18 protein-coding genes and 1 pseudogene are annotated in these 16,653 nt (G+C 61.6%); 13 read left to right on the forward strand and 6 right to left on the reverse strand.

Going from position 1 to position 16,653, the window contains the following annotated elements; all coding sequences use genetic code 11:
• Positions 1 to 115: 115 nt before the first annotated feature.
• Complete coding sequence (locus TO66_RS30805; RefSeq protein WP_044465763.1) at positions 116 to 478, forward strand: cupin domain-containing protein; 363 nt, start codon at positions 116 to 118, stop codon at positions 476 to 478.
• 58 nt (positions 479 to 536) lie between these two features.
• Here the strand turns inward: TO66_RS30805 and rpmG are convergent, their stop codons facing one another.
• Together rpmG and rpmB are read right to left on the reverse strand one after the other, a co-directional pair.
• Positions 537 to 692, reverse strand: a complete 156-nt coding sequence (gene rpmG / locus TO66_RS30810) for a 50S ribosomal protein L33 (protein ID WP_003177274.1) — start codon at positions 690 to 692, stop codon at positions 537 to 539.
• Between the two features lie 11 nt (positions 693 to 703).
• Positions 704 to 937 (reverse strand): 50S ribosomal protein L28, encoded by a 234-nt coding sequence (gene rpmB / locus TO66_RS30815; RefSeq protein ID WP_007921114.1) that lies wholly within the window; start codon positions 935 to 937, stop codon positions 704 to 706.
• 546 nt (positions 938 to 1,483) lie between these two features.
• Here rpmB and TO66_RS30820 point away from each other — a divergent pair.
• Positions 1,484 to 3,070, forward strand: a complete 1,587-nt coding sequence (locus tag TO66_RS30820) for an ABC transporter substrate-binding protein (protein ID WP_044465764.1) — start codon at positions 1,484 to 1,486, stop codon at positions 3,068 to 3,070.
• 100 nt (positions 3,071 to 3,170) lie between these two features.
• Here the strand turns inward: TO66_RS30820 and radC are convergent, their stop codons facing one another.
• Positions 3,171 to 3,845, reverse strand: coding sequence for a RadC family protein (gene radC / locus TO66_RS30825; protein ID WP_044465765.1), 675 nt, complete (start codon positions 3,843 to 3,845; stop codon positions 3,171 to 3,173).
• Positions 3,846 to 3,976: 131 nt separating this feature from the next.
• Between radC and coaBC the strand changes: the two genes are divergently transcribed.
• The 4 genes and pseudogenes from coaBC (at position 3,977) to argB (ending at position 8,246) form a co-directional block, all read left to right on the forward strand.
• On the forward strand, positions 3,977 to 5,185 hold the full coding sequence (coaBC, locus tag TO66_RS30830; protein ID WP_044465766.1) for a bifunctional phosphopantothenoylcysteine decarboxylase/phosphopantothenate--cysteine ligase CoaBC: 1,209 nt from the start codon (positions 3,977 to 3,979) through the stop codon (positions 5,183 to 5,185).
• Between the two features lie 5 nt (positions 5,186 to 5,190).
• Positions 5,191 to 5,646: a dUTP diphosphatase gene (dut, locus tag TO66_RS30835; RefSeq protein WP_044465767.1), complete on the forward strand. Its 456-nt coding sequence runs from the start codon at positions 5,191 to 5,193 to the stop codon at positions 5,644 to 5,646.
• Between the two features lie 248 nt (positions 5,647 to 5,894).
• Positions 5,895 to 7,301, forward strand: a pseudogene (locus TO66_RS30840) (phosphomannomutase/phosphoglucomutase); the annotation flags it as partial.
• 39 nt (positions 7,302 to 7,340) lie between these two features.
• Positions 7,341 to 8,246 (forward strand): acetylglutamate kinase, encoded by a 906-nt coding sequence (argB, locus tag TO66_RS30845; RefSeq protein WP_044465769.1) that lies wholly within the window; start codon positions 7,341 to 7,343, stop codon positions 8,244 to 8,246.
• Positions 8,247 to 8,385: 139 nt separating this feature from the next.
• Here the strand turns inward: argB and pyrE are convergent, their stop codons facing one another.
• Positions 8,386 to 9,030 (reverse strand): orotate phosphoribosyltransferase, encoded by a 645-nt coding sequence (gene pyrE / locus TO66_RS30850; protein ID WP_044465770.1) that lies wholly within the window; start codon positions 9,028 to 9,030, stop codon positions 8,386 to 8,388.
• Positions 9,031 to 9,111: 81 nt separating this feature from the next.
• Here pyrE and TO66_RS30855 point away from each other — a divergent pair, with 81 nt between their 5' ends.
• Positions 9,112 to 9,891 carry an exodeoxyribonuclease III gene (locus tag TO66_RS30855; protein ID WP_003176915.1) on the forward strand — a complete coding sequence of 260 codons (780 nt, stop codon included), beginning with the start codon at positions 9,112 to 9,114 and terminating at the stop codon, positions 9,889 to 9,891.
• Between the two features lie 61 nt (positions 9,892 to 9,952).
• Here TO66_RS30855 and TO66_RS30860 read toward each other — a convergent pair whose 3' ends face one another.
• Positions 9,953 to 10,321 (reverse strand): DUF4870 domain-containing protein, encoded by a 369-nt coding sequence (locus TO66_RS30860; RefSeq protein WP_044465771.1) that lies wholly within the window; start codon positions 10,319 to 10,321, stop codon positions 9,953 to 9,955.
• Between the two features lie 30 nt (positions 10,322 to 10,351).
• Entirely contained in the window at positions 10,352 to 11,074 is a 723-nt protein-coding gene (rph, locus tag TO66_RS30865) for a ribonuclease PH (RefSeq protein ID WP_044465772.1), read from the reverse strand.
• A gap of 271 nt (positions 11,075 to 11,345) precedes the next feature.
• Between rph and TO66_RS30870 the strand changes: the two genes are divergently transcribed.
• The 6 genes from TO66_RS30870 (at position 11,346) to TO66_RS30895 (ending at position 16,650) form a co-directional block, all read left to right on the forward strand.
• Positions 11,346 to 12,209, forward strand: coding sequence for a YicC/YloC family endoribonuclease (locus tag TO66_RS30870; protein ID WP_044465773.1), 864 nt, complete (start codon positions 11,346 to 11,348; stop codon positions 12,207 to 12,209).
• 12 nt (positions 12,210 to 12,221) lie between these two features.
• On the forward strand, positions 12,222 to 12,842 hold the full coding sequence (gmk, locus tag TO66_RS30875) for a guanylate kinase (protein WP_044465774.1): 621 nt from the start codon (positions 12,222 to 12,224) through the stop codon (positions 12,840 to 12,842).
• Positions 12,843 to 13,010: 168 nt separating this feature from the next.
• Positions 13,011 to 13,274, forward strand: coding sequence for a DNA-directed RNA polymerase subunit omega (rpoZ, locus tag TO66_RS30880; RefSeq protein ID WP_007921129.1), 264 nt, complete (start codon positions 13,011 to 13,013; stop codon positions 13,272 to 13,274).
• 57 nt (positions 13,275 to 13,331) lie between these two features.
• Positions 13,332 to 15,437: a bifunctional GTP diphosphokinase/guanosine-3',5'-bis pyrophosphate 3'-pyrophosphohydrolase gene (gene spoT / locus TO66_RS30885; RefSeq protein ID WP_044465775.1), complete on the forward strand. Its 2,106-nt coding sequence runs from the start codon at positions 13,332 to 13,334 to the stop codon at positions 15,435 to 15,437.
• A 36-nt stretch (positions 15,438 to 15,473) separates the two neighbouring features.
• On the forward strand, positions 15,474 to 15,854 hold the full coding sequence (locus TO66_RS30890) for a RidA family protein (protein ID WP_007921133.1): 381 nt from the start codon (positions 15,474 to 15,476) through the stop codon (positions 15,852 to 15,854).
• A 55-nt stretch (positions 15,855 to 15,909) separates the two neighbouring features.
• Entirely contained in the window at positions 15,910 to 16,650 is a 741-nt protein-coding gene (locus TO66_RS30895) for a hypothetical protein (RefSeq protein WP_044465776.1), read from the forward strand.
• The last annotated feature ends 3 nt before the right edge of the window (positions 16,651 to 16,653 follow it).

Genomic DNA, 16,653 nt, shown 5'->3' on the forward strand with positions numbered 1-16,653 from the left:
AAGTTTCAATATATTTGACAGAATGGTGGGTAAACGCCATTGCCATGTTCATTTTAATAAACATAGACTCTGGCCTTTCCAATCACCCGCACTGCAATCAGGGGGGAATACCAGTATGAGCATCCAGGACATCGTCGACTTCGGCCAGGCCAATACTGCCGCCGAGCGTTATCGCCCCGCCCAGGAAAAAGTCCTCAAGGGCGACCCCGAGCAAGCCGTCTTCAACCACTACAGCAGCCCCTGCGGCCAGATGAACGCCGGGGTGTGGGAAGGTGCGATAGGCCAGTGGACGGTGAATTACACCGAGCATGAATACTGCGAGATCGTCCAGGGCGTTTCGGTCCTGCGCGACAGCGATGGCAACGCCAAGACCTTGCGCGCCGGCGATCGCTTCGTGATCCCTGCCGGCTTCAGGGGCACCTGGGAGGTGCTGGAAGCCTGTCGCAAGGTCTACGTGATCTTCGAGCCCAAGGCCTGAATCCCGGGCACAAAAAAACCCGCTTGAAGGCGGGTTTTTTTGTCAGAAGAAAAATCAATTACTTGATTTTGCCTTCTTTGTAGATCACGTGCTTACGAACAACCGGATCATATTTCTTGATCTCGATTTTGTCCGGAGTGGTGCGCTTGTTCTTGTCGGTAGTGTAGAAGTGACCAGTACCGGCGCTCGAAATCAAACGAATCAATTCACGCATGATTAGCTCCCTTAAACCTTGCCATCGCGACGAAGTTCGGCCAGCACGACATCAATGCCACGCTTGTCGATGATACGCATGCCTTTGGCAGATACGCGCAGACGCACAAAACGTTTCTCGGACTCAACCCAGAAGCGGTGATGCTGCAGGTTCGGCAGGAAACGACGACGGGTTTTGTTGTTTGCGTGGGAAATGTTATTCCCGGTTACCGGACCCTTACCGGTAACTTGACAGACTCTCGACATGCCTCAGCCCTCTAAAACCACATGCCCAACCCGGCATGGGTTGGCCGCTTAATCTCTCAGTCATTTGGCGCCAGGCGCCGCGTTTCTTTAGGGTCTTACCGGCTACACCTACAAGCGAAGGAACCGGGCCCCTAGAAAAGAGCGCTGCTTTATACCAGAAAGACCCCGTAGCAACAACAGCCGGTGTGCTTTGGATTTCGAAAAGTCCCTGTTTTCTTGCTCCGGATGCCTGCACCAAAGGCTGGCGCCATGACTGACCGCTCGTCGCAGAATAGATTTTCCGAGGGCGAAATACAGGGCAAAACCCGCATGAACAGCCACTGCTCGGGTCGCGCCAGGTCAATATATGGAAAAAACCTCTGTCAATTTATGCCTAATGTGAGCATGGCGGTACGCCATGAACCGGCTCGGCATAGCGATAAACATGAACCTATCCAGCCCACAGGCAGAAAAAGGGGATAGTCATTTTCCAGCGAGGCCACTAGGGTAGGCCTTTTTCCAGACTGCACTCGCAGATGGGCCTTCGATCTGCAAAGGAAGCCAAACATGCGCCTCGCTGCCCTCCCGCTGTTGTTCGCCCCTCTTCTTCTGAGCCCGCTGGCCAATGCCGCCGCCTTGAGTGTGTGCACCGAGGCCAGCCCGGAAGGTTTCGACGTCGTGCAGTACAACTCGCTGACCACCACCAACGCCTCGGCCGACGTGCTGATGAACCGCCTGGTGGACTTCGACGCCGGCAGCGGCAAGGTCGTGCCGAGCCTGGCCGACAGCTGGGAAGTCTCGGCCGATGGCCTGACCTACGTCTTCAAACTGCACCCGAACGTGAAGTTCCACCGCACCCCGTACTTCAGCCCGAGCCGCGAATTGACGGCCGAAGACGTGAAATTCAGCTTCGATCGCATGCTCGATCCGGCCAACCCCTGGCATAAAGTGGCGCAGAGCGGTTATCCCCATGCCCAGTCGCTGCAACTGCCGACGCTGATCAAGAAGATCGACGCCCTGGACCCGCTGACCGTGCGCTTCACCCTCGACCATGCCGACTCGACCTTCCTCGCCACCCTGAGCATGGGGTTCGCCTCGATCTATTCCGCCGAGTACGCCGATCAGCTACTCAAGGCCGGCACTCAGGACAAGCTCAACAGCCAGCCGATCGGTACCGGCCCCTTCATTTTTGGCCGCTTCCAGAAAGACGCGTCGATCCGCTACAAGGCCAACCCCGACTACTTTGCCGGCAAACCGGCGGTGGATCCGCTGATCTTCGCCATCACTCCGGACGCCAACGTGCGCCTGCAGAAGCTGCGCCGCAACGAATGCCAGATCGCCCTGTCGCCCAAGCCGCTGGACGTGAACGCCGCCCTTCAGGAGCCTGCGCTCAAGGTCGAGAAGACCGCGGCTTTCATGACGGCCTTCGTCGCCCTCAACAGCCAGCATCCACCTCTGGACAAACCGGAAGTGCGCCAGGCCATCAACCTCGCCTTCGACAAGGCCACCTACCTGAAAGCCGTGTTCGAGGATACCGCGGAGCCCGCCAGCGGCCCCTTCCCGCCCAATACCTGGAGCTATGCCAAGGAACTGCCGGGCTACGCCCACGACCCGGCGAAAGCGCGCCAGCTGCTGGCCAAGGCCGGCCTGAAGGACGGCTTCCAGACCACCATCTGGACTCGCCCTTCCGGCAGCCTGTTGAATCCCAACCCGAGCCTGGGCGCCCAGCAATTGCAAGCCGACCTGGCGCAAGTCGGGATCCAGGCGGAGATCCGCGTGATCGAATGGGGCGAGCTGATCCGCCGGGCCAAGGCCGGCGAGCACGACCTGCTGTTCATGGGCTGGGCCGGCGACAACGGCGATCCGGATAACTTCCTTACCCCGCAGTTCACTTGCGCGGCGGTGAAGTCCGGAACCAACTTCGCCCGCTACTGCGACCCGGGGCTGGACAAGCTGATCACCGCCGGCAAGACCACCACCGAGCAGGGCGTCCGCAGCAAGCTGTATCAGCAGGCACAGACGCAGATCCAGCAACAGGCCCTGTGGCTGCCATTGGCGCACCCGACGGCCTTTGCCCTGACCCGCAAGGACGTGCAGGGTTATCAGGTCAGCCCGTTCGGTCGCCAGGACTACTCGAAGGTCAGCCTCAAATAAGCAGCGGCAGCGGCAGCGGCGAGCCACAAGCTGCAAGTTCAGAGCAGTCCTCGTACCGCTTTAACTTGCAGCTTGCCGCTTGAAGCTTGTCGCTGCGTCCCTACATCCAGCCGTACTCGGCCATCGACAGCGGCTCGCCTTCGCCGACGATGAAATGGTCGAGCACCCGCACATCCACCAGGTCCAGCGCCTCCTTGAGCCTGCGGGTCAGAACCCGGTCCGCCTGGCTCGGCTCGGCGACGCCCGAGGGATGGTTGTGACACAGGATCAGGGCCGCGGCGTTATGCGCCAGGGCCCGTTTGACCACCTGCCGCGGGTAGACGCTGGTGGTATTGATGGAGCCTTGAAACAGCGCCTCGAAGGCCAGCACCCGGTGCTTGGAGTCGAGAAACAGGCAGCCGAAGACCTCATGCGGCTCATGCCGCAGCAGCGCCTTGAGGTAGTCACGGACCGCCACCGGGCTTTCCAGCACCGAGTTGCGGCTAAGCTTTTCCGCCAGGTGCCGCCGCGCCATTTCCAGCACCGCCTGCAATTGCGCGAATTTTGCCGGGCCCAGGCCCAGTTGCCGACTGAACGTCAGCTGGTCCGCCTCGAGCAGGCCACGCAGGCTGCCAAATTGGTGCAACAGGTGTCGAGCCAGGTCCACGGCGCTTTTTCCGGCGACGCCGGTACGCAGGAAGATCGCCAGCAATTCGGCGTCGGAAAGGGCCAGCGCGCCCTGCTCGAGAAGCTTCTCCCGCGGGCGCTCCGCCGCAGGCCAGTCGCGAATGCTCATAGCACCTCCATGTGTGTGGGCGCCGCTGTTCCATAGCGGTCGCTGTGCTATCTTAGCCCATCTTTTTGCGTGGAATTTCCCCTGGGGAGGGGGTGTTACACGCAGCAATCATTGAACTGAAAGGCAGGCCTATGCAGCGGCTGTATCGGAAACGCATCGTTCTCGGCGTCGGCGGCGGCATTGCTGCCTACAAGAGCGCCGAGCTGGTTCGCCGACTCCTCGACCAGGGCGCGGAAGTGCGTGTGGTCATGACCCGTGGCGGCAGTGAATTCATCACCCCGCTGACCCTGCAGGCCCTGTCCGGACACCCGGTCCACCTGGACCTGCTCGATCCCGCGGCCGAAGCCGCCATGGGCCATATCGAACTGGCCAAATGGGCCGACCTGGTACTGATCGCCCCGGCCACCGCCGACCTGATCGCCCGCCTGGCCCAAGGCATCGCCGACGACCTGCTGACCACTCTGGTCCTGGCCACCGATGCCACCGTCGCCATCGCCCCGGCCATGAACCAGGCCATGTGGCGCGACCCGGCCACCCAGGCCAACACCCAGTTGCTGCAGAGCCGTGGCCTGAAGGTGTTCGGCCCGGCCTCCGGCAGCCAGGCCTGCGGCGATGTCGGTCTGGGCCGCATGCTCGAGGCCAACGACCTGGCCTTGTGTGCCGCCGACTGCTTCCAGCACTTGGCGCTGACCGGCAAGCATGTATTGATCACCGCCGGCCCGACCCAGGAAAACATCGACCCGGTGCGCTACATCACCAACCACAGCTCCGGAAAAATGGGCTTTGCCCTGGCCGAAGCCGCCGTTGAAGCCGGGGCTCGGGTGACCCTGATCACCGGTCCCGTGCACCTGCCGACCCCGGACCGCGTGACGCGGATCGATGTGGTCAGCGCCCGCGACATGCTCGCCGCCTGCGAAGCCGCCATCCCGTGCGACCTGTTCATCGCCTCGGCCGCGGTGGCGGACTACCGCCCGGAAGTCGTTGCCCCACAGAAATTGAAGAAAGACCCTACAAACGGCGACGGTCTGCTGCTGCAGATGGTGCGCAACCCGGACATCCTGGCCACTATCGCCACCCGCCCCGACCGCCCGTTCAGCGTCGGCTTCGCCGCTGAAACCGAACATTTGCTCGACTACGCTGCACGCAAACTCAAAGACAAGAACCTCGACCTGATCGTCGCCAACGACGTGGCCAACCCGAGCATTGGCTTCAACAGCGAGGAAAACGCCTGCAGCGTAATTGACCGGGAGTTGCACGCAACTCTCTTCGCCCAGACCAGCAAGGGCAAGATTGCCCGCCAACTGATCGCTTTCATCGCCGAACGGCTGAACCAGGTTTAACTCGCATGCACGCTTTACAAGCCAAGATCCTCGACCCACGCATCGGCACCGAATTCCCTCTGCCGCAATACGCCACGCCAGGCTCCGCCGGCCTGGACCTGCGCGCAATGCTCAAGCAGGACACGCTCCTGGAGCCGGGCCAGACCCTGCTGATTCCTACCGGCCTGTCGGTCTATATCGGCGACCCGGGCCTGGCCGCGCTGATCCTGCCGCGCTCCGGCCTGGGCCATAAACACGGCATCGTCCTGGGCAACCTGGTCGGCCTGATCGATTCCGATTACCAGGGCGAACTCATGGTGTCCTGCTGGAACCGTGGCCAGACCGCCTTCAACATCGCGGTGGGCGAGCGTATTGCCCAACTGGTGCTGGTGCCGGTGGTCCAGGCGCACTTCGAGGTGGTCGAAGCCTTCGACGAAAGCCAGCGCGGCGCGGGCGGCTTCGGTCACTCCGGCAGCCACTGAGCAAAGGCTTCAGGCCGCGGCAAACAGCCCGGCCTGAACGGGCGGTGGCGTCTCAGCATAAAAAGTTCATCGGATTCACTCACGGACTCAACTGCCCGGAATCACAGCAGAAGGTGCGTAAAAAAGAACTGACGCTCATCAGATGGCATTTTTGCACCATGAACCCAAGGGCAAAAACGCCGTCATACCCTTCAGTTTGAGCCCTTCAGCCCGTATTACGGCCTGTCCTGCCCCCTTTTAGACGGAGCACCCCTGTGATGAGCAATGCAGCCCAAGTCGTACCCACGTTCCCTGAAAGCATCTTTCGCGCCTACGACATCCGCGGAACCGTTCCCGAGACCCTGAATGCGCAAACGGCCTACTGGATCGGCCGCGCCATCGGCTCCCAGAGCCTGGCCCAGGGCGAACCCAACGTGTCCGTGGGCCGGGATGGCCGCTTGTCCGGCCCGGAACTGGTTGCCCAGTTGATCAAGGGTATCGCCGACAGCGGTTGCCACGTCAGCGATGTCGGGCTGGTGCCGACCCCGGCGCTGTATTACGCCGCCAACGTGCTGGCCGGCAAGTCCGGCGTGATGCTGACCGGCAGCCACAATCCGTCGAACTACAACGGCTTCAAGATCGTCATCGCCGGCGACACCTTGGCCAACGAACAGATCCAGGCCCTGCACGATCGCCTCAAGACCAACAACCTGAGCAGCGGCCAGGGCAGCATTACCCAGGTCGATATCCTCGATCGCTACGGCAAGGAAATCACCGCCGACGTCAAACTCGCCCGCCGCCTGAAAGTCGTGGTCGATTGCGGTAACGGTGCGGCCGGTGTCATCGCCCCCCAACTGATCGAAGCGCTGAACTGCGAAGTCATTCCGCTGTTCTGTGAAGTCGATGGCAACTTCCCCAACCACCACCCGGACCCGGGCAAGCCCGAGAACCTGGAAGACCTGATCGCCAAGGTCGCAGAAACCAACGCCGACATCGGCCTGGCGTTCGACGGTGACGGCGACCGCGTCGGCGTGGTGACCAACACCGGCAGCATCGTCTTCCCCGACCGCCTGCTGATGCTGTTCGCCAAGGACGTAGTAGCGCGCAACCCGGACGCGGAGATCATTTTCGACGTCAAATGCACTCGCCGCCTGACCCCGTTGATCAAGGAATATGGCGGTCGCCCGCTAATGTGGAAGACCGGCCACTCGTTGATCAAAAAGAAAATGAAACAGACCGGCGCATTGCTGGCCGGTGAAATGAGCGGCCATATCTTCTTCAAGGAACGCTGGTTCGGTTTCGACGACGGCATCTACAGCGCCGCGCGGCTGCTGGAGATCCTCAGCAAGGAAAAATCTACCGCGGAAGAGCTGTTTGCCACCTTCCCGAATGATATTTCCACGCCGGAAATCAATATCCATGTGACCGAAGAGAGCAAATTCAGCATCATTGATGCGCTGCACGACGCGCAATGGGGCGAAGGGGCCAACCTGACCACCATCGACGGCGTACGAGTCGACTACGCCAAGGGCTGGGGCCTGGTCCGCGCCTCCAACACCACACCGGTGCTGGTGCTGCGTTTCGAGGCCGATGACGAAGCCGAACTGCAGCGCATCAAGGATGTGTTCCACGCCCAGCTGAAACGTGTTGCACCTGATCTCCAACTACCGTTTTGATTTTCTTCAAGCGCCTTTATTGAAGTGCCGGAGCCCCGAATGACCCTCGAACGCGATGCCGCCGCCAATACCGCCAAGGTCCTGTCCGAAGCGCTGCCTTATATTCGCCGCTATGTCGGCAAGACCCTGGTGATCAAATACGGCGGCAACGCGATGGAAAGCGAGGAGCTGAAGACCGGCTTCGCCCGCGACATCGTGCTGATGAAGGCCGTCGGCATCAACCCGGTGGTGGTGCACGGCGGTGGCCCGCAAATCGGCGACCTGCTCAAGCGCCTGTCCATCGAGAGCCACTTCATCGATGGCATGCGGGTTACCGACGCGGCCACCATGGACGTGGTGGAAATGGTCCTCGGCGGCCAGGTGAACAAGGACATCGTCAACCTGATCAACCGTCACGGCGGCAGCGCCATCGGCCTGACCGGCAAGGACGCGGAGCTGATTCGTGCGAAGAAGCTCACCGTGACCCGCAAGACGCCGGAAATGACCACGCCGGAAATCATCGACATCGGCCACGTCGGCGAAGTGGTCGGCATCAACACCGACCTGCTGAACCTGCTGGTCAAGGGTGATTTCATCCCGGTGATCGCGCCGATCGGCGTCGGTGAGAACGGCGAGTCGTACAACATCAACGCCGACCTGGTGGCCGGCAAGGTGGCCGAGGCACTGAAGGCCGAGAAGCTGATGCTGCTGACCAACATCGCCGGCCTGATGGACAAGTCGGGCAAGGTGCTGACCGGCCTGACCACCCAGCAGGTCGACGCCCTGATCGAAGACGGCACCATCTACGGCGGCATGCTGCCGAAGATCCGCTGCGCGCTGGAAGCGGTACAGGGTGGCGTGGGCAGCTCGCTGATCATCGACGGTCGCGTACCGAATGCGATCCTGCTGGAGATCTTCACCGATACCGGTGTGGGCACCCTGATCAGCAACCGCAAGCGTCCTTAAGCACTGCAATAAAAAGACCCCGCCGGGCCTGGCCCGACGGGGTCTTTTTTATTGCGCCTTCTGTAGGAGCGGAGCTTGCCCGCGATAGCGGTGTATCAGGTCAGACCGCAATCGCGGGCAAGCCTCGCTCCTGCAGGTATCAGACGCCGAATTGCGCGCGGTAGGCTTCCACCGCCGGCAGGTGCTGCTTGAGCGCCGGATCGTCCGCCAGGAATTGCAGGACCTGGGTCAGGGAAACGATGCTCACCACCGGAATGCCGAAGTCACGCTCGACTTCCTGGATCGCCGACAACTCGCCGTTGCCACGCTCCTGACGGTTCAGGGCGATCAACACGCCCGCCGCCTTGGCGCCTTCCTGGGATGCAATGATCTGCATCACTTCGCGAATCGCGGTACCCGCGGTGATCACGTCGTCGATGATCAGCACATCGCCAGTCAGGGGCGCGCCTACCAGGCTACCGCCCTCGCCATGGGCCTTGGCTTCCTTGCGGTTGAAACACCACGGCAGATCGCGCTGATGGTGCTCGGCCAGGGCCACGGCCGTCGCCGCCGCCAAAGGAATGCCTTTGTACGCAGGGCCGAAGAGCACATCGAAGGGAATGCCGCTGTCGACGATCGCCGCCGCATAAAAACGCCCCAGCTGCGCCAGGGCCGAGCCGCTGTTGAACAGGCCGGCATTGAAGAAGTAAGGACTGGTACGCCCGGACTTCAGGGTGAACTCACCGAAGCGCAAAACCCCGCGATCGATGGCAAAACGAATGAAATCGCGCTGATACGCCTGCATGAAAAAGCCCCAAATACCACGGATTTAGCTAATTAGGTAGACCTCGGGTATCATACACGCACGTGATTTTTGGGGCCATTTATGCGGATCATCAGTGTGAACGTCAATGGTATTCAGGCTGCAGTGGAGCGAGGTTTGCTCAGTTGGCTGCAAGCACAGAATGCCGACGTCATCTGCCTGCAGGACACCCGCGCCTCCGCCTTTGAACTGGACGATCCGGCCTTCCAACTGGATGGCTACTTCCTTTATGCCTGCGATGCCGAAGTTCCCGCCCAAGGCGGTGTGGCTTTGTACTCGCGGTTGCAACCGAAGGCTGTCATCAGCGGTCTCGGCTTCGAGACGGCCGACCGCTACGGGCGCTACCTGCAAGCCGATTTCGACAAGGTCAGCATCGCGACCTTGCTGCTTCCTTCCGGGCAGAACGGCGATGAAGACTTGAACCAGAAGTTCAAGCTTATGGACGATTTCGCCCGTTATCTGGATAAGCAGCGGCGCAAACGTCGCGAGTACATTTATTGTGGCTCGCTGTACGTGGCGCAACAGAAGCTGGATATCAAGAACTGGCGCGACAGCCAGCAATCTCCAGGCTTCCTGGCGCCTGAACGCGCCTGGATGGATGAGATTGTCGGCAACATGGGTTATGTCGATGCCCTGCGCGAAGTCAGCCGCGAAGGCGACCAGTACAGCTGGTGGCCGGACAACGAACAGGCCGAGATGCTCAATCTGGGTTGGCGCTTCGACTATCAGTTGTTGACCCCGGGCCTGCGTCGCTTCGTACGCAGCGCACGCTTGCCGCGCCAGCCACGCTTCTCGCAGCATGCGCCGCTGATCGTGGACTACGACTGGACGCTGACCATCTAAGCGTCTTTTCGCAGCCACAAAAAAGCCGACAGCAATGTCGGCTTTTTTGTGCGCGCCCGGCCTACTTGATCAAGCGCCAGGTGAATGGGTAGCGGTACGCCACCCCTTCATTGGCCTTGACCCCGGCAATGATGGTCAGCACCAGGGCGCCGATCGCCAGCAGGCCGAAGAGCAGGAATCCCACCAGCACTACCATCAGCAGGAAGCAGATCAACGAAGCGATGGCCACCGTGATCTGGAAGTTCAGCGCTTCCTTACCCTGGGCATCGATGAACGGATCCGTCTCGCGCTTCATCTGCCAGAGCACCAGGGGACCGATCAAGGTTCCGAACGGAATCCAGATCCCCAGCAACGCCGACAGATGACAGAACATTGCCCATTGCCGAACTTCATGGCTCGGCAGGGGCTGCGGAAGCTGGTCGTCACTCATGATGCTCTCCTTGCGACAATCGCCGGGCAATCAGTCAGCTAGGGCTGCCTGCTGCAATTCAAAGATCTCATTCATGCCTTTCCTGGCCAGCGCCAGCATGGCGTTCAGCTCTTCGGGCTGGAATGGCGCGCCTTCGGCCGTGCCCTGGACTTCGATGAAACCGCCCGTGCTGGTCATGACCACATTGAGATCGGTCTCGGCCGCCGAGTCTTCCAGGTAATCCAGGTCCAGCACCGGCTCGCCCTGGTACATGCCCACGGAGACCGCGGCGATCATCTGCTTGATCGGGTCGCCGCCCTTCAGGCCGCCACGCTTCTTGATCACTTTCAGCGCATCCACCAAGGCCACCATGGCACCGGTGATCGACGCGGTACGGGTGCCACCATCGGCCTGGATCACATCGCAGTCGACATAGAGGGTGACGTCGCCCAGCTTGGTCATGTCCAGCGCGGCGCGCAGGGAGCGACCGATCAGGCGCTGGATCTCCAGGGTCCGGCCGCCCTGCTTGCCGCGGCTGGCTTCGCGCTGGTTACGCTCGCCGGTCGAGCGCGGCAGCATGCCGTATTCGGCGGTCAACCAACCCTGGCCCTGGCCCTTGAGGAAACGCGGTACGCCGTTCTCGACACTGACCGTGCAGATCACTTTGGTGTCACCGAATTCGACCAGTACAGATCCCTCGGCGTGTTTGGTGTAGTTGCGGGTGATGCGGATCGAGCGGAGCTGATCGGCAGCGCGACCACTTGGACGTTTCATAGGGAAATACCTGTACGGGGACGGAAAACTGCCGGTCATTATAGAGCCCGCAGCCCTGCCTGGGCAGTTCTAAAAGTCCCGCTCCGTCGGCAGAGCCTCTGGAACGCTCCTCCGGTCGCCCCGCAGCGCTTTGTCACACCCGCAGTTTGGGAGCATCCCTCGCACTGCGCTACAATCCTGCGCCTTCGCAGCCTGTGGGCTTCAATTCATTCATATCGGGCCCGTGCAACCCATCAAGGGTTGGCGGCGGACCTGTATCGGAGGTACCTCCATGGTGCACAGCATGACCGCCTTCGCCCGGGTAGAACGGGCCGGCACCCAGGGCACCCTGAGCTGGGAACTGCGCTCGGTCAACAGCCGCTACCTGGAACCGCACCTGCGCCTGCCGGAGTCCTTCCGCGATCTGGAAGGCGCCGTCCGCGAAGCCCTGCGCCAGGGACTGTCGCGCGGCAAGCTCGAATGCACCCTGCGCTTCACCGAGGAAACCACCGGCAAGCCGCTGCAAGTCGACCGCGAACGCGCTGCGCAACTGGTGGCCGCCGCCGAATCCGTGGCCAGCCTGATCAAGCAGCCGGCGCCCCTGAACCCGCTGGAAGTCCTGGCCTGGCCTGGCGTGCTGGTGGCCGACGCCAGCGATCCACAAGCGCTGAACAACGAGGCTCTGAGCCTGTTCAACCAGGGCCTGAAAGAGCTGAAGAATGGTCGCGAGCGTGAAGGCGCCGAGCTGGCCCGATTGATCAGCGACCGCCTGACTGCCATCGAGGAAGACGTCGCGACCCTGCGCGAACTGGTGCCACAGATGCTCGCCACCCAGCGCCAGAAAGTCCTCGATCGCTTCGCCGACATGCAGGCCGAACTGGACCCCACACGCCTGGAACAGGAAATGGTGATACTCGCCCAGAAAAGCGACGTCGCCGAAGAACTGGACCGCCTGAGCACCCACATCATCGAAGTGCGCCGCGTACTCAAGTCCGGCGGTGCCGCTGGCCGACGCCTGGACTTCCTGATGCAGGAACTCAACCGCGAAGCCAATACCCTGGGCTCCAAGGCCTTCGACCCGCGCAGCACCCAGGCGGCGGTCAACCTCAAGGTGTTGATCGAGCAGATGCGCGAACAAGTACAGAATATCGAGTAAGGCTACCCCGACATGAACCACAGCACCGGCACCCTCTACATCATTTCCGCACCCTCGGGCGCGGGCAAGACCAGCCTGGTCAAGGCCCTGATCGATGCCGACCCATCGATCCGCGTTTCCGTATCCCACACCACCCGCGCCATGCGCCCGGGCGAAGTGGACGGCGTGAACTACCACTTCGTCTCGCGCGAAACCTTCGTGAAGATGGGCGAGCACGGCGACTTCCTGGAGCGCGCCGAAGTCTTCGGCAATCTCTATGGCACCTCGCAAAGCCATCTGCAGCAGACGCTGGACGAAGGTCATGACCTGATCCTGGAAATCGACTGGCAGGGGGCCGAGCAAGTGCGCAAGCTGATGCCCCAGGCCCGCTCGATCTTCATCCTGCCACCGTCCCAGCAGGCTCTGCGCCAGCGCCTGACCAACCGTGGCCAGGACAGCGACGAGATCATCGAAGGCCGGATGCGCGAAGCGGTCAGCGAGATGAGTCACTACGTCGACTACGACTACCTGATCATCAACGACGATTTCGCCCACGCGCTGGACGACCTGAAGGCGATTTTCCGTACCAACCAGCTGCACCAGAAGCGCCAGCAACAGCGTTTCGGCAAATTGCTCGCCGAACTGCTGGGCTGATACAGCTCTTCCCAAAACCGCTGCAAGGGCTTTACATTGGCGCTTGTAGCGCGTCGGAAAGCTTGGTTAAAAAATCAGCGCTTCCCTAATCGCTGGTGATTTTTTAAACTGTTGAGTCCGCTCGCCCATCCGGGCACCGCGCATATTGCATTTGCTACGAGGAAGACCATGGCCCGCGTAACCGTTGAAGACTGTCTAGAACACGTGGATAACCGCTTTGAGCTGGTCATGCTCTCTACCAAGCGTGCCCGTCAACTGGCAACCGGCGGCAAAGAGCCGAAAGTAGCCTGGGAAAACGACAAGCCTACCGTCGTCGCCCTGCGCGAAATCGCTGAAGGCCTGATCGACTACGCAGCTATCGCCGAAGCCGAAATCGTTGAAGATGAACCGCTTTTCGCTGCATTCGAGGACGAGTCCAACGAGGCCGTCTAAGCCTATGCCTGGTCGACGTAGCACGGCGCGGGATCACAGCTTACGGCAGGAGTCATCATGCCGAGCATAGACGCCCTCGCCGATCGCTTATCGACCTACCTCGGCACGGACCAGGTCAATCTGGTCCGCCGAGCGTATTTCTACGCCGAACAAGCCCATGACGGTCAGCGCCGTCGCAGCGGCGAGGCGTATGTCACGCACCCGCTAGCGGTCGCCAATATTCTCGCCGACATGCACATGGACCATCAGAGCCTGATGGCCGCGATGCTGCATGACGTCATCGAAGACACCGGTATTGCCAAAGAGGCGCTGCAAGCGCAGTTCGGCGAGACCGTGGCCGAACTGGTCGACGGGGTCAGCAAACTGACCCAGATGAACTTCGAGACCAAGGCCGAAGCCCAAGCGGAAAACTTCCAGAAGATGGCCATGGCCATGGCACGCGACATCCGCGTGATCCTGGTCAAGCTGGCCGACCGCCTGCACAACATGCGCACCCTGGAAGTGCTGTCCGGCGAAAAACGCCGGCGGATCGCCAAGGAAACCCTGGAGATCTATGCCCCCATCGCCAACCGCCTGGGCATGCACAGCGTACGCATCGAATTCGAGGACCTCGGCTTCAAGGCCATGCACCCGATGCGTTCCGCACGCATCTACCAGGCCGTCAAACGGGCCCGGGGCAACCGCAAGGAAATCGTCAACAAGATCGAAGAATCCTTGAGCCACTGCCTGGCCGTCGACGGCATCCAGGGTGAAGTCAGCGGTCGCCAGAAACACCTGTACGGCATCTACAAGAAGATGCGCGGCAAGCGCCGGGCCTTCAACGAGATCATGGATGTCTACGCGTTCCGGATCATCGTCGACAAGGTCGATACCTGCTACCGCGTGCTCGGCGCCGTACACAACCTGTACAAGCCGCTGCCCGGCCGCTTCAAGGACTACATCGCGATCCCCAAGGCCAACGGCTACCAGTCGCTGCACACGACGCTGTTCGGCATGCACGGCGTGCCGATCGAGATCCAGATCCGTACCCGCGAAATGGAAGAAATGGCCAACAACGGCATTGCCGCTCATTGGCTATACAAATCCAGCGGCGACGAGCAACCCAAGGGCACCCATGCCCGGGCCCGCCAGTGGGTCAAGGGCGTGCTGGAGATGCAGCAACGCGCCGGCAACTCCCTGGAATTCATCGAAAGCGTGAAGATCGACCTGTTCCCGGACGAGGTCTACGTCTTCACGCCCAAAGGTCGGATCATGGAGCTGCCCAAAGGCTCCACCGCGGTCGACTTCGCCTACGCGGTACACACCGACGTCGGCAACAGTTGTATCGCCTGCCGCATCAACCGCCGCCTGGCGCCGCTGTCCGAACCGTTGCAAAGCGGTTCCACCGTGGAAATCGTCAGCGCTCCGGGCGCACGCCCGAACCCGGCCTGGCTCAACTTCGTGGTCACCGGCAAAGCGCGCACGCACATTCGTCACGCACTGAAACTGCAACGCCGCTCCGAGTCCATCAGCCTGGGCGAACGCCTGCTGAACAAGGTGCTCAACGGTTTCGACAGCGCACTGGACAAGATCCCCGCCGAGCGCGTGCAAGCCATGCTCGCCGAATACCGCCTGGAGCTGATCGAAGACCTGCTCGAAGACATCGGCCTGGGCAACCGCATGGCCTATGTGGTGGCCCGCCGCCTGCTCGGCGAAGGCGAACAGCTGCCAAGCCCGGAAGGCCCGCTGGCCATCCGCGGCACCGAAGGCCTGGTCCTGAGCTACGCCAAGTGCTGTACGCCGATCCCGGGCGACCCGATTGTCGGCCACCTGTCCGCGGGCAAGGGGATGGTGGTGCACCTGGACAACTGCCGCAATATCAGCGAAATCCGCCACAACCCGGAGAAATGCATCCAGCTGTCGTGGGCCAAGGATGTCACCGGCGAATTCAATGTCGAGCTGCGCGTGGAACTCGAACACCAGCGCGGCCTGATTGCCCTCCTGGCCAGCAGCGTCAACGCGGCCGACGGCAATATCGAGAAAATCAGCATGGACGAACGCGATGGCCGCATCAGCGTGGTCCAACTGGTGGTCAGCGTGCACGACCGCGTGCACCTGGCCCGTGTGATCAAGAAGCTGCGCGCCCTGACCGGGGTCATCCGCATCACTCGCATGCGCGCGTAACTCGCCACCAAACCCGACCATTACAAGGAGTCATTCATGACCAAGACCGTCATCACCAGCGACAAGGCACCCGCCGCGATCGGCACCTATTCCCAGGCGATCAAGGCTGGCAACACCGTCTACATGTCCGGCCAGATCCCGCTCGATCCAAAGACCATGGAACTGGTGGAAGGCTTCGAAGCCCAGACCGTCCAGGTGTTCGAAAACCTCAAGTCGGTGGCCGAGGCTGCTGGTGGTTCGTTCAAGGACATCGTCAAGCTGAACATCTTCCTCACCGACCTGAGCCACTTCGCCAAGGTCAACGAGATCATGGGCAAGTACTTCCAACAGCCTTACCCTGCCCGCGCCGCCATCGGCGTTGCCGCCCTGCCAAAAGGCGCGCAGGTTGAAATGGATGCCATCCTGGTCATCGAGTGACACACCCGGCGCGGCCACCCAGGCCGCGCCGTCTTCGTTCTGAAAGGATTTGCTCATGCGCAAAGCGCTAGCCCTCTCGTTGGGCGCCCTGATCCTCGGTGGCTGCGCCAGCGATCCGGCCGACCGTGATATCAGTGGCACCTGGATCAACCAGGTCGCCATCGACGCCGCCGCCAAGGGCGGACCTCTGCGCGAAGCCCTGCAAGGCTACGGCCCGAACCTGGAGTGGGACGTCAATACCAGGGCCGGCCAGGCGCGCTACACCAACGGCTTCGAAAACGTCGAAGGCAAGGTGCTGGCCGAAGAGTCCGGCGCTTGGAAAGTCGATTTCTACGGCAGCTCTGCCAGCGAATTGAAGCGCGACGGCAAGCAACTGCGGCAGGAAGCCAACGACAACGAGCCGGAACAGGTGTTCGACCGTCCCAAAGACCCGGCCCCGGAAGGCGCACCACTGGGCGCCAACTTCGAGCGCGCCCTGTACTCGGCCTACCTGGGCGGCGAGTGGAAGATCGTCAACGGCCCGGGCGAAGGCGGCACGGTGCTGTTCCAGGCCAACGGCCAGATCATGGGCCTGCCGGGCGCCGATCGCTACGCACTGTGCCTCGCCGGCGACTGCGCGTCGATGAGCGGCGGCTACGACAGCCTGTGGTTGCAGCTCAACGGCCAGGGCAATCCCTGGATCTTTGCCCGCGACGGCAAGAAACTGGAGATTTTCCAGCCGATCAACACGGCCCAAGCAGACGAAGTGCCCTCGCTCACGCCGGGCACGCGCCAGTGGCTACTGGAAAAACAATGACCC

Origin of the sequence: Pseudomonas sp. MRSN 12121, assembly GCF_000931465.1 — a bacterium.
Classification (GTDB): domain Bacteria; phylum Pseudomonadota; class Gammaproteobacteria; order Pseudomonadales; family Pseudomonadaceae; genus Aquipseudomonas.

Bases quoted from the DNA above. Each gene is read 5' to 3' on its own strand.
- coaBC (WP_044465766.1), top strand. From the start codon at position 3,977: ATGCAGCGGCTGTATCGGAAACGCATCGTTCTCGGCGTCGGCGGCGGC.
- rph (WP_044465772.1), bottom strand. From the start codon at position 11,074: ATGAAACGTCCAAGTGGTCGCGCTGCCGATCAGCTCCGCTCGATCCGC.
- TO66_RS30805 (WP_044465763.1), top strand. From the start codon at position 116: ATGAGCATCCAGGACATCGTCGACTTCGGCCAGGCCAATACTGCCGCC.
- TO66_RS30860 (WP_044465771.1), bottom strand. From the start codon at position 10,321: ATGAGTGACGACCAGCTTCCGCAGCCCCTGCCGAGCCATGAAGTTCGG.
- radC (WP_044465765.1), bottom strand. From the start codon at position 3,845: ATGAGCATTCGCGACTGGCCTGCGGCGGAGCGCCCGCGGGAGAAGCTT.
- TO66_RS30820 (WP_044465764.1), top strand. From the start codon at position 1,484: ATGCGCCTCGCTGCCCTCCCGCTGTTGTTCGCCCCTCTTCTTCTGAGC.
- TO66_RS30855 (WP_003176915.1), top strand. From the start codon at position 9,112: ATGCGGATCATCAGTGTGAACGTCAATGGTATTCAGGCTGCAGTGGAG.
- TO66_RS30895 (WP_044465776.1), top strand. From the start codon at position 15,910: ATGCGCAAAGCGCTAGCCCTCTCGTTGGGCGCCCTGATCCTCGGTGGC.
- spoT (WP_044465775.1), top strand. From the start codon at position 13,332: ATGCCGAGCATAGACGCCCTCGCCGATCGCTTATCGACCTACCTCGGC.
- TO66_RS30890 (WP_007921133.1), top strand. From the start codon at position 15,474: ATGACCAAGACCGTCATCACCAGCGACAAGGCACCCGCCGCGATCGGC.
- rpmB (WP_007921114.1), bottom strand. From the start codon at position 937: ATGTCGAGAGTCTGTCAAGTTACCGGTAAGGGTCCGGTAACCGGGAAT.
- dut (WP_044465767.1), top strand. From the start codon at position 5,191: ATGCACGCTTTACAAGCCAAGATCCTCGACCCACGCATCGGCACCGAA.
- TO66_RS30870 (WP_044465773.1), top strand. From the start codon at position 11,346: ATGGTGCACAGCATGACCGCCTTCGCCCGGGTAGAACGGGCCGGCACC.
- rpmG (WP_003177274.1), bottom strand. From the start codon at position 692: ATGCGTGAATTGATTCGTTTGATTTCGAGCGCCGGTACTGGTCACTTC.
- argB (WP_044465769.1), top strand. From the start codon at position 7,341: ATGACCCTCGAACGCGATGCCGCCGCCAATACCGCCAAGGTCCTGTCC.
- rpoZ (WP_007921129.1), top strand. From the start codon at position 13,011: ATGGCCCGCGTAACCGTTGAAGACTGTCTAGAACACGTGGATAACCGC.
- gmk (WP_044465774.1), top strand. From the start codon at position 12,222: ATGAACCACAGCACCGGCACCCTCTACATCATTTCCGCACCCTCGGGC.
- pyrE (WP_044465770.1), bottom strand. From the start codon at position 9,030: ATGCAGGCGTATCAGCGCGATTTCATTCGTTTTGCCATCGATCGCGGG.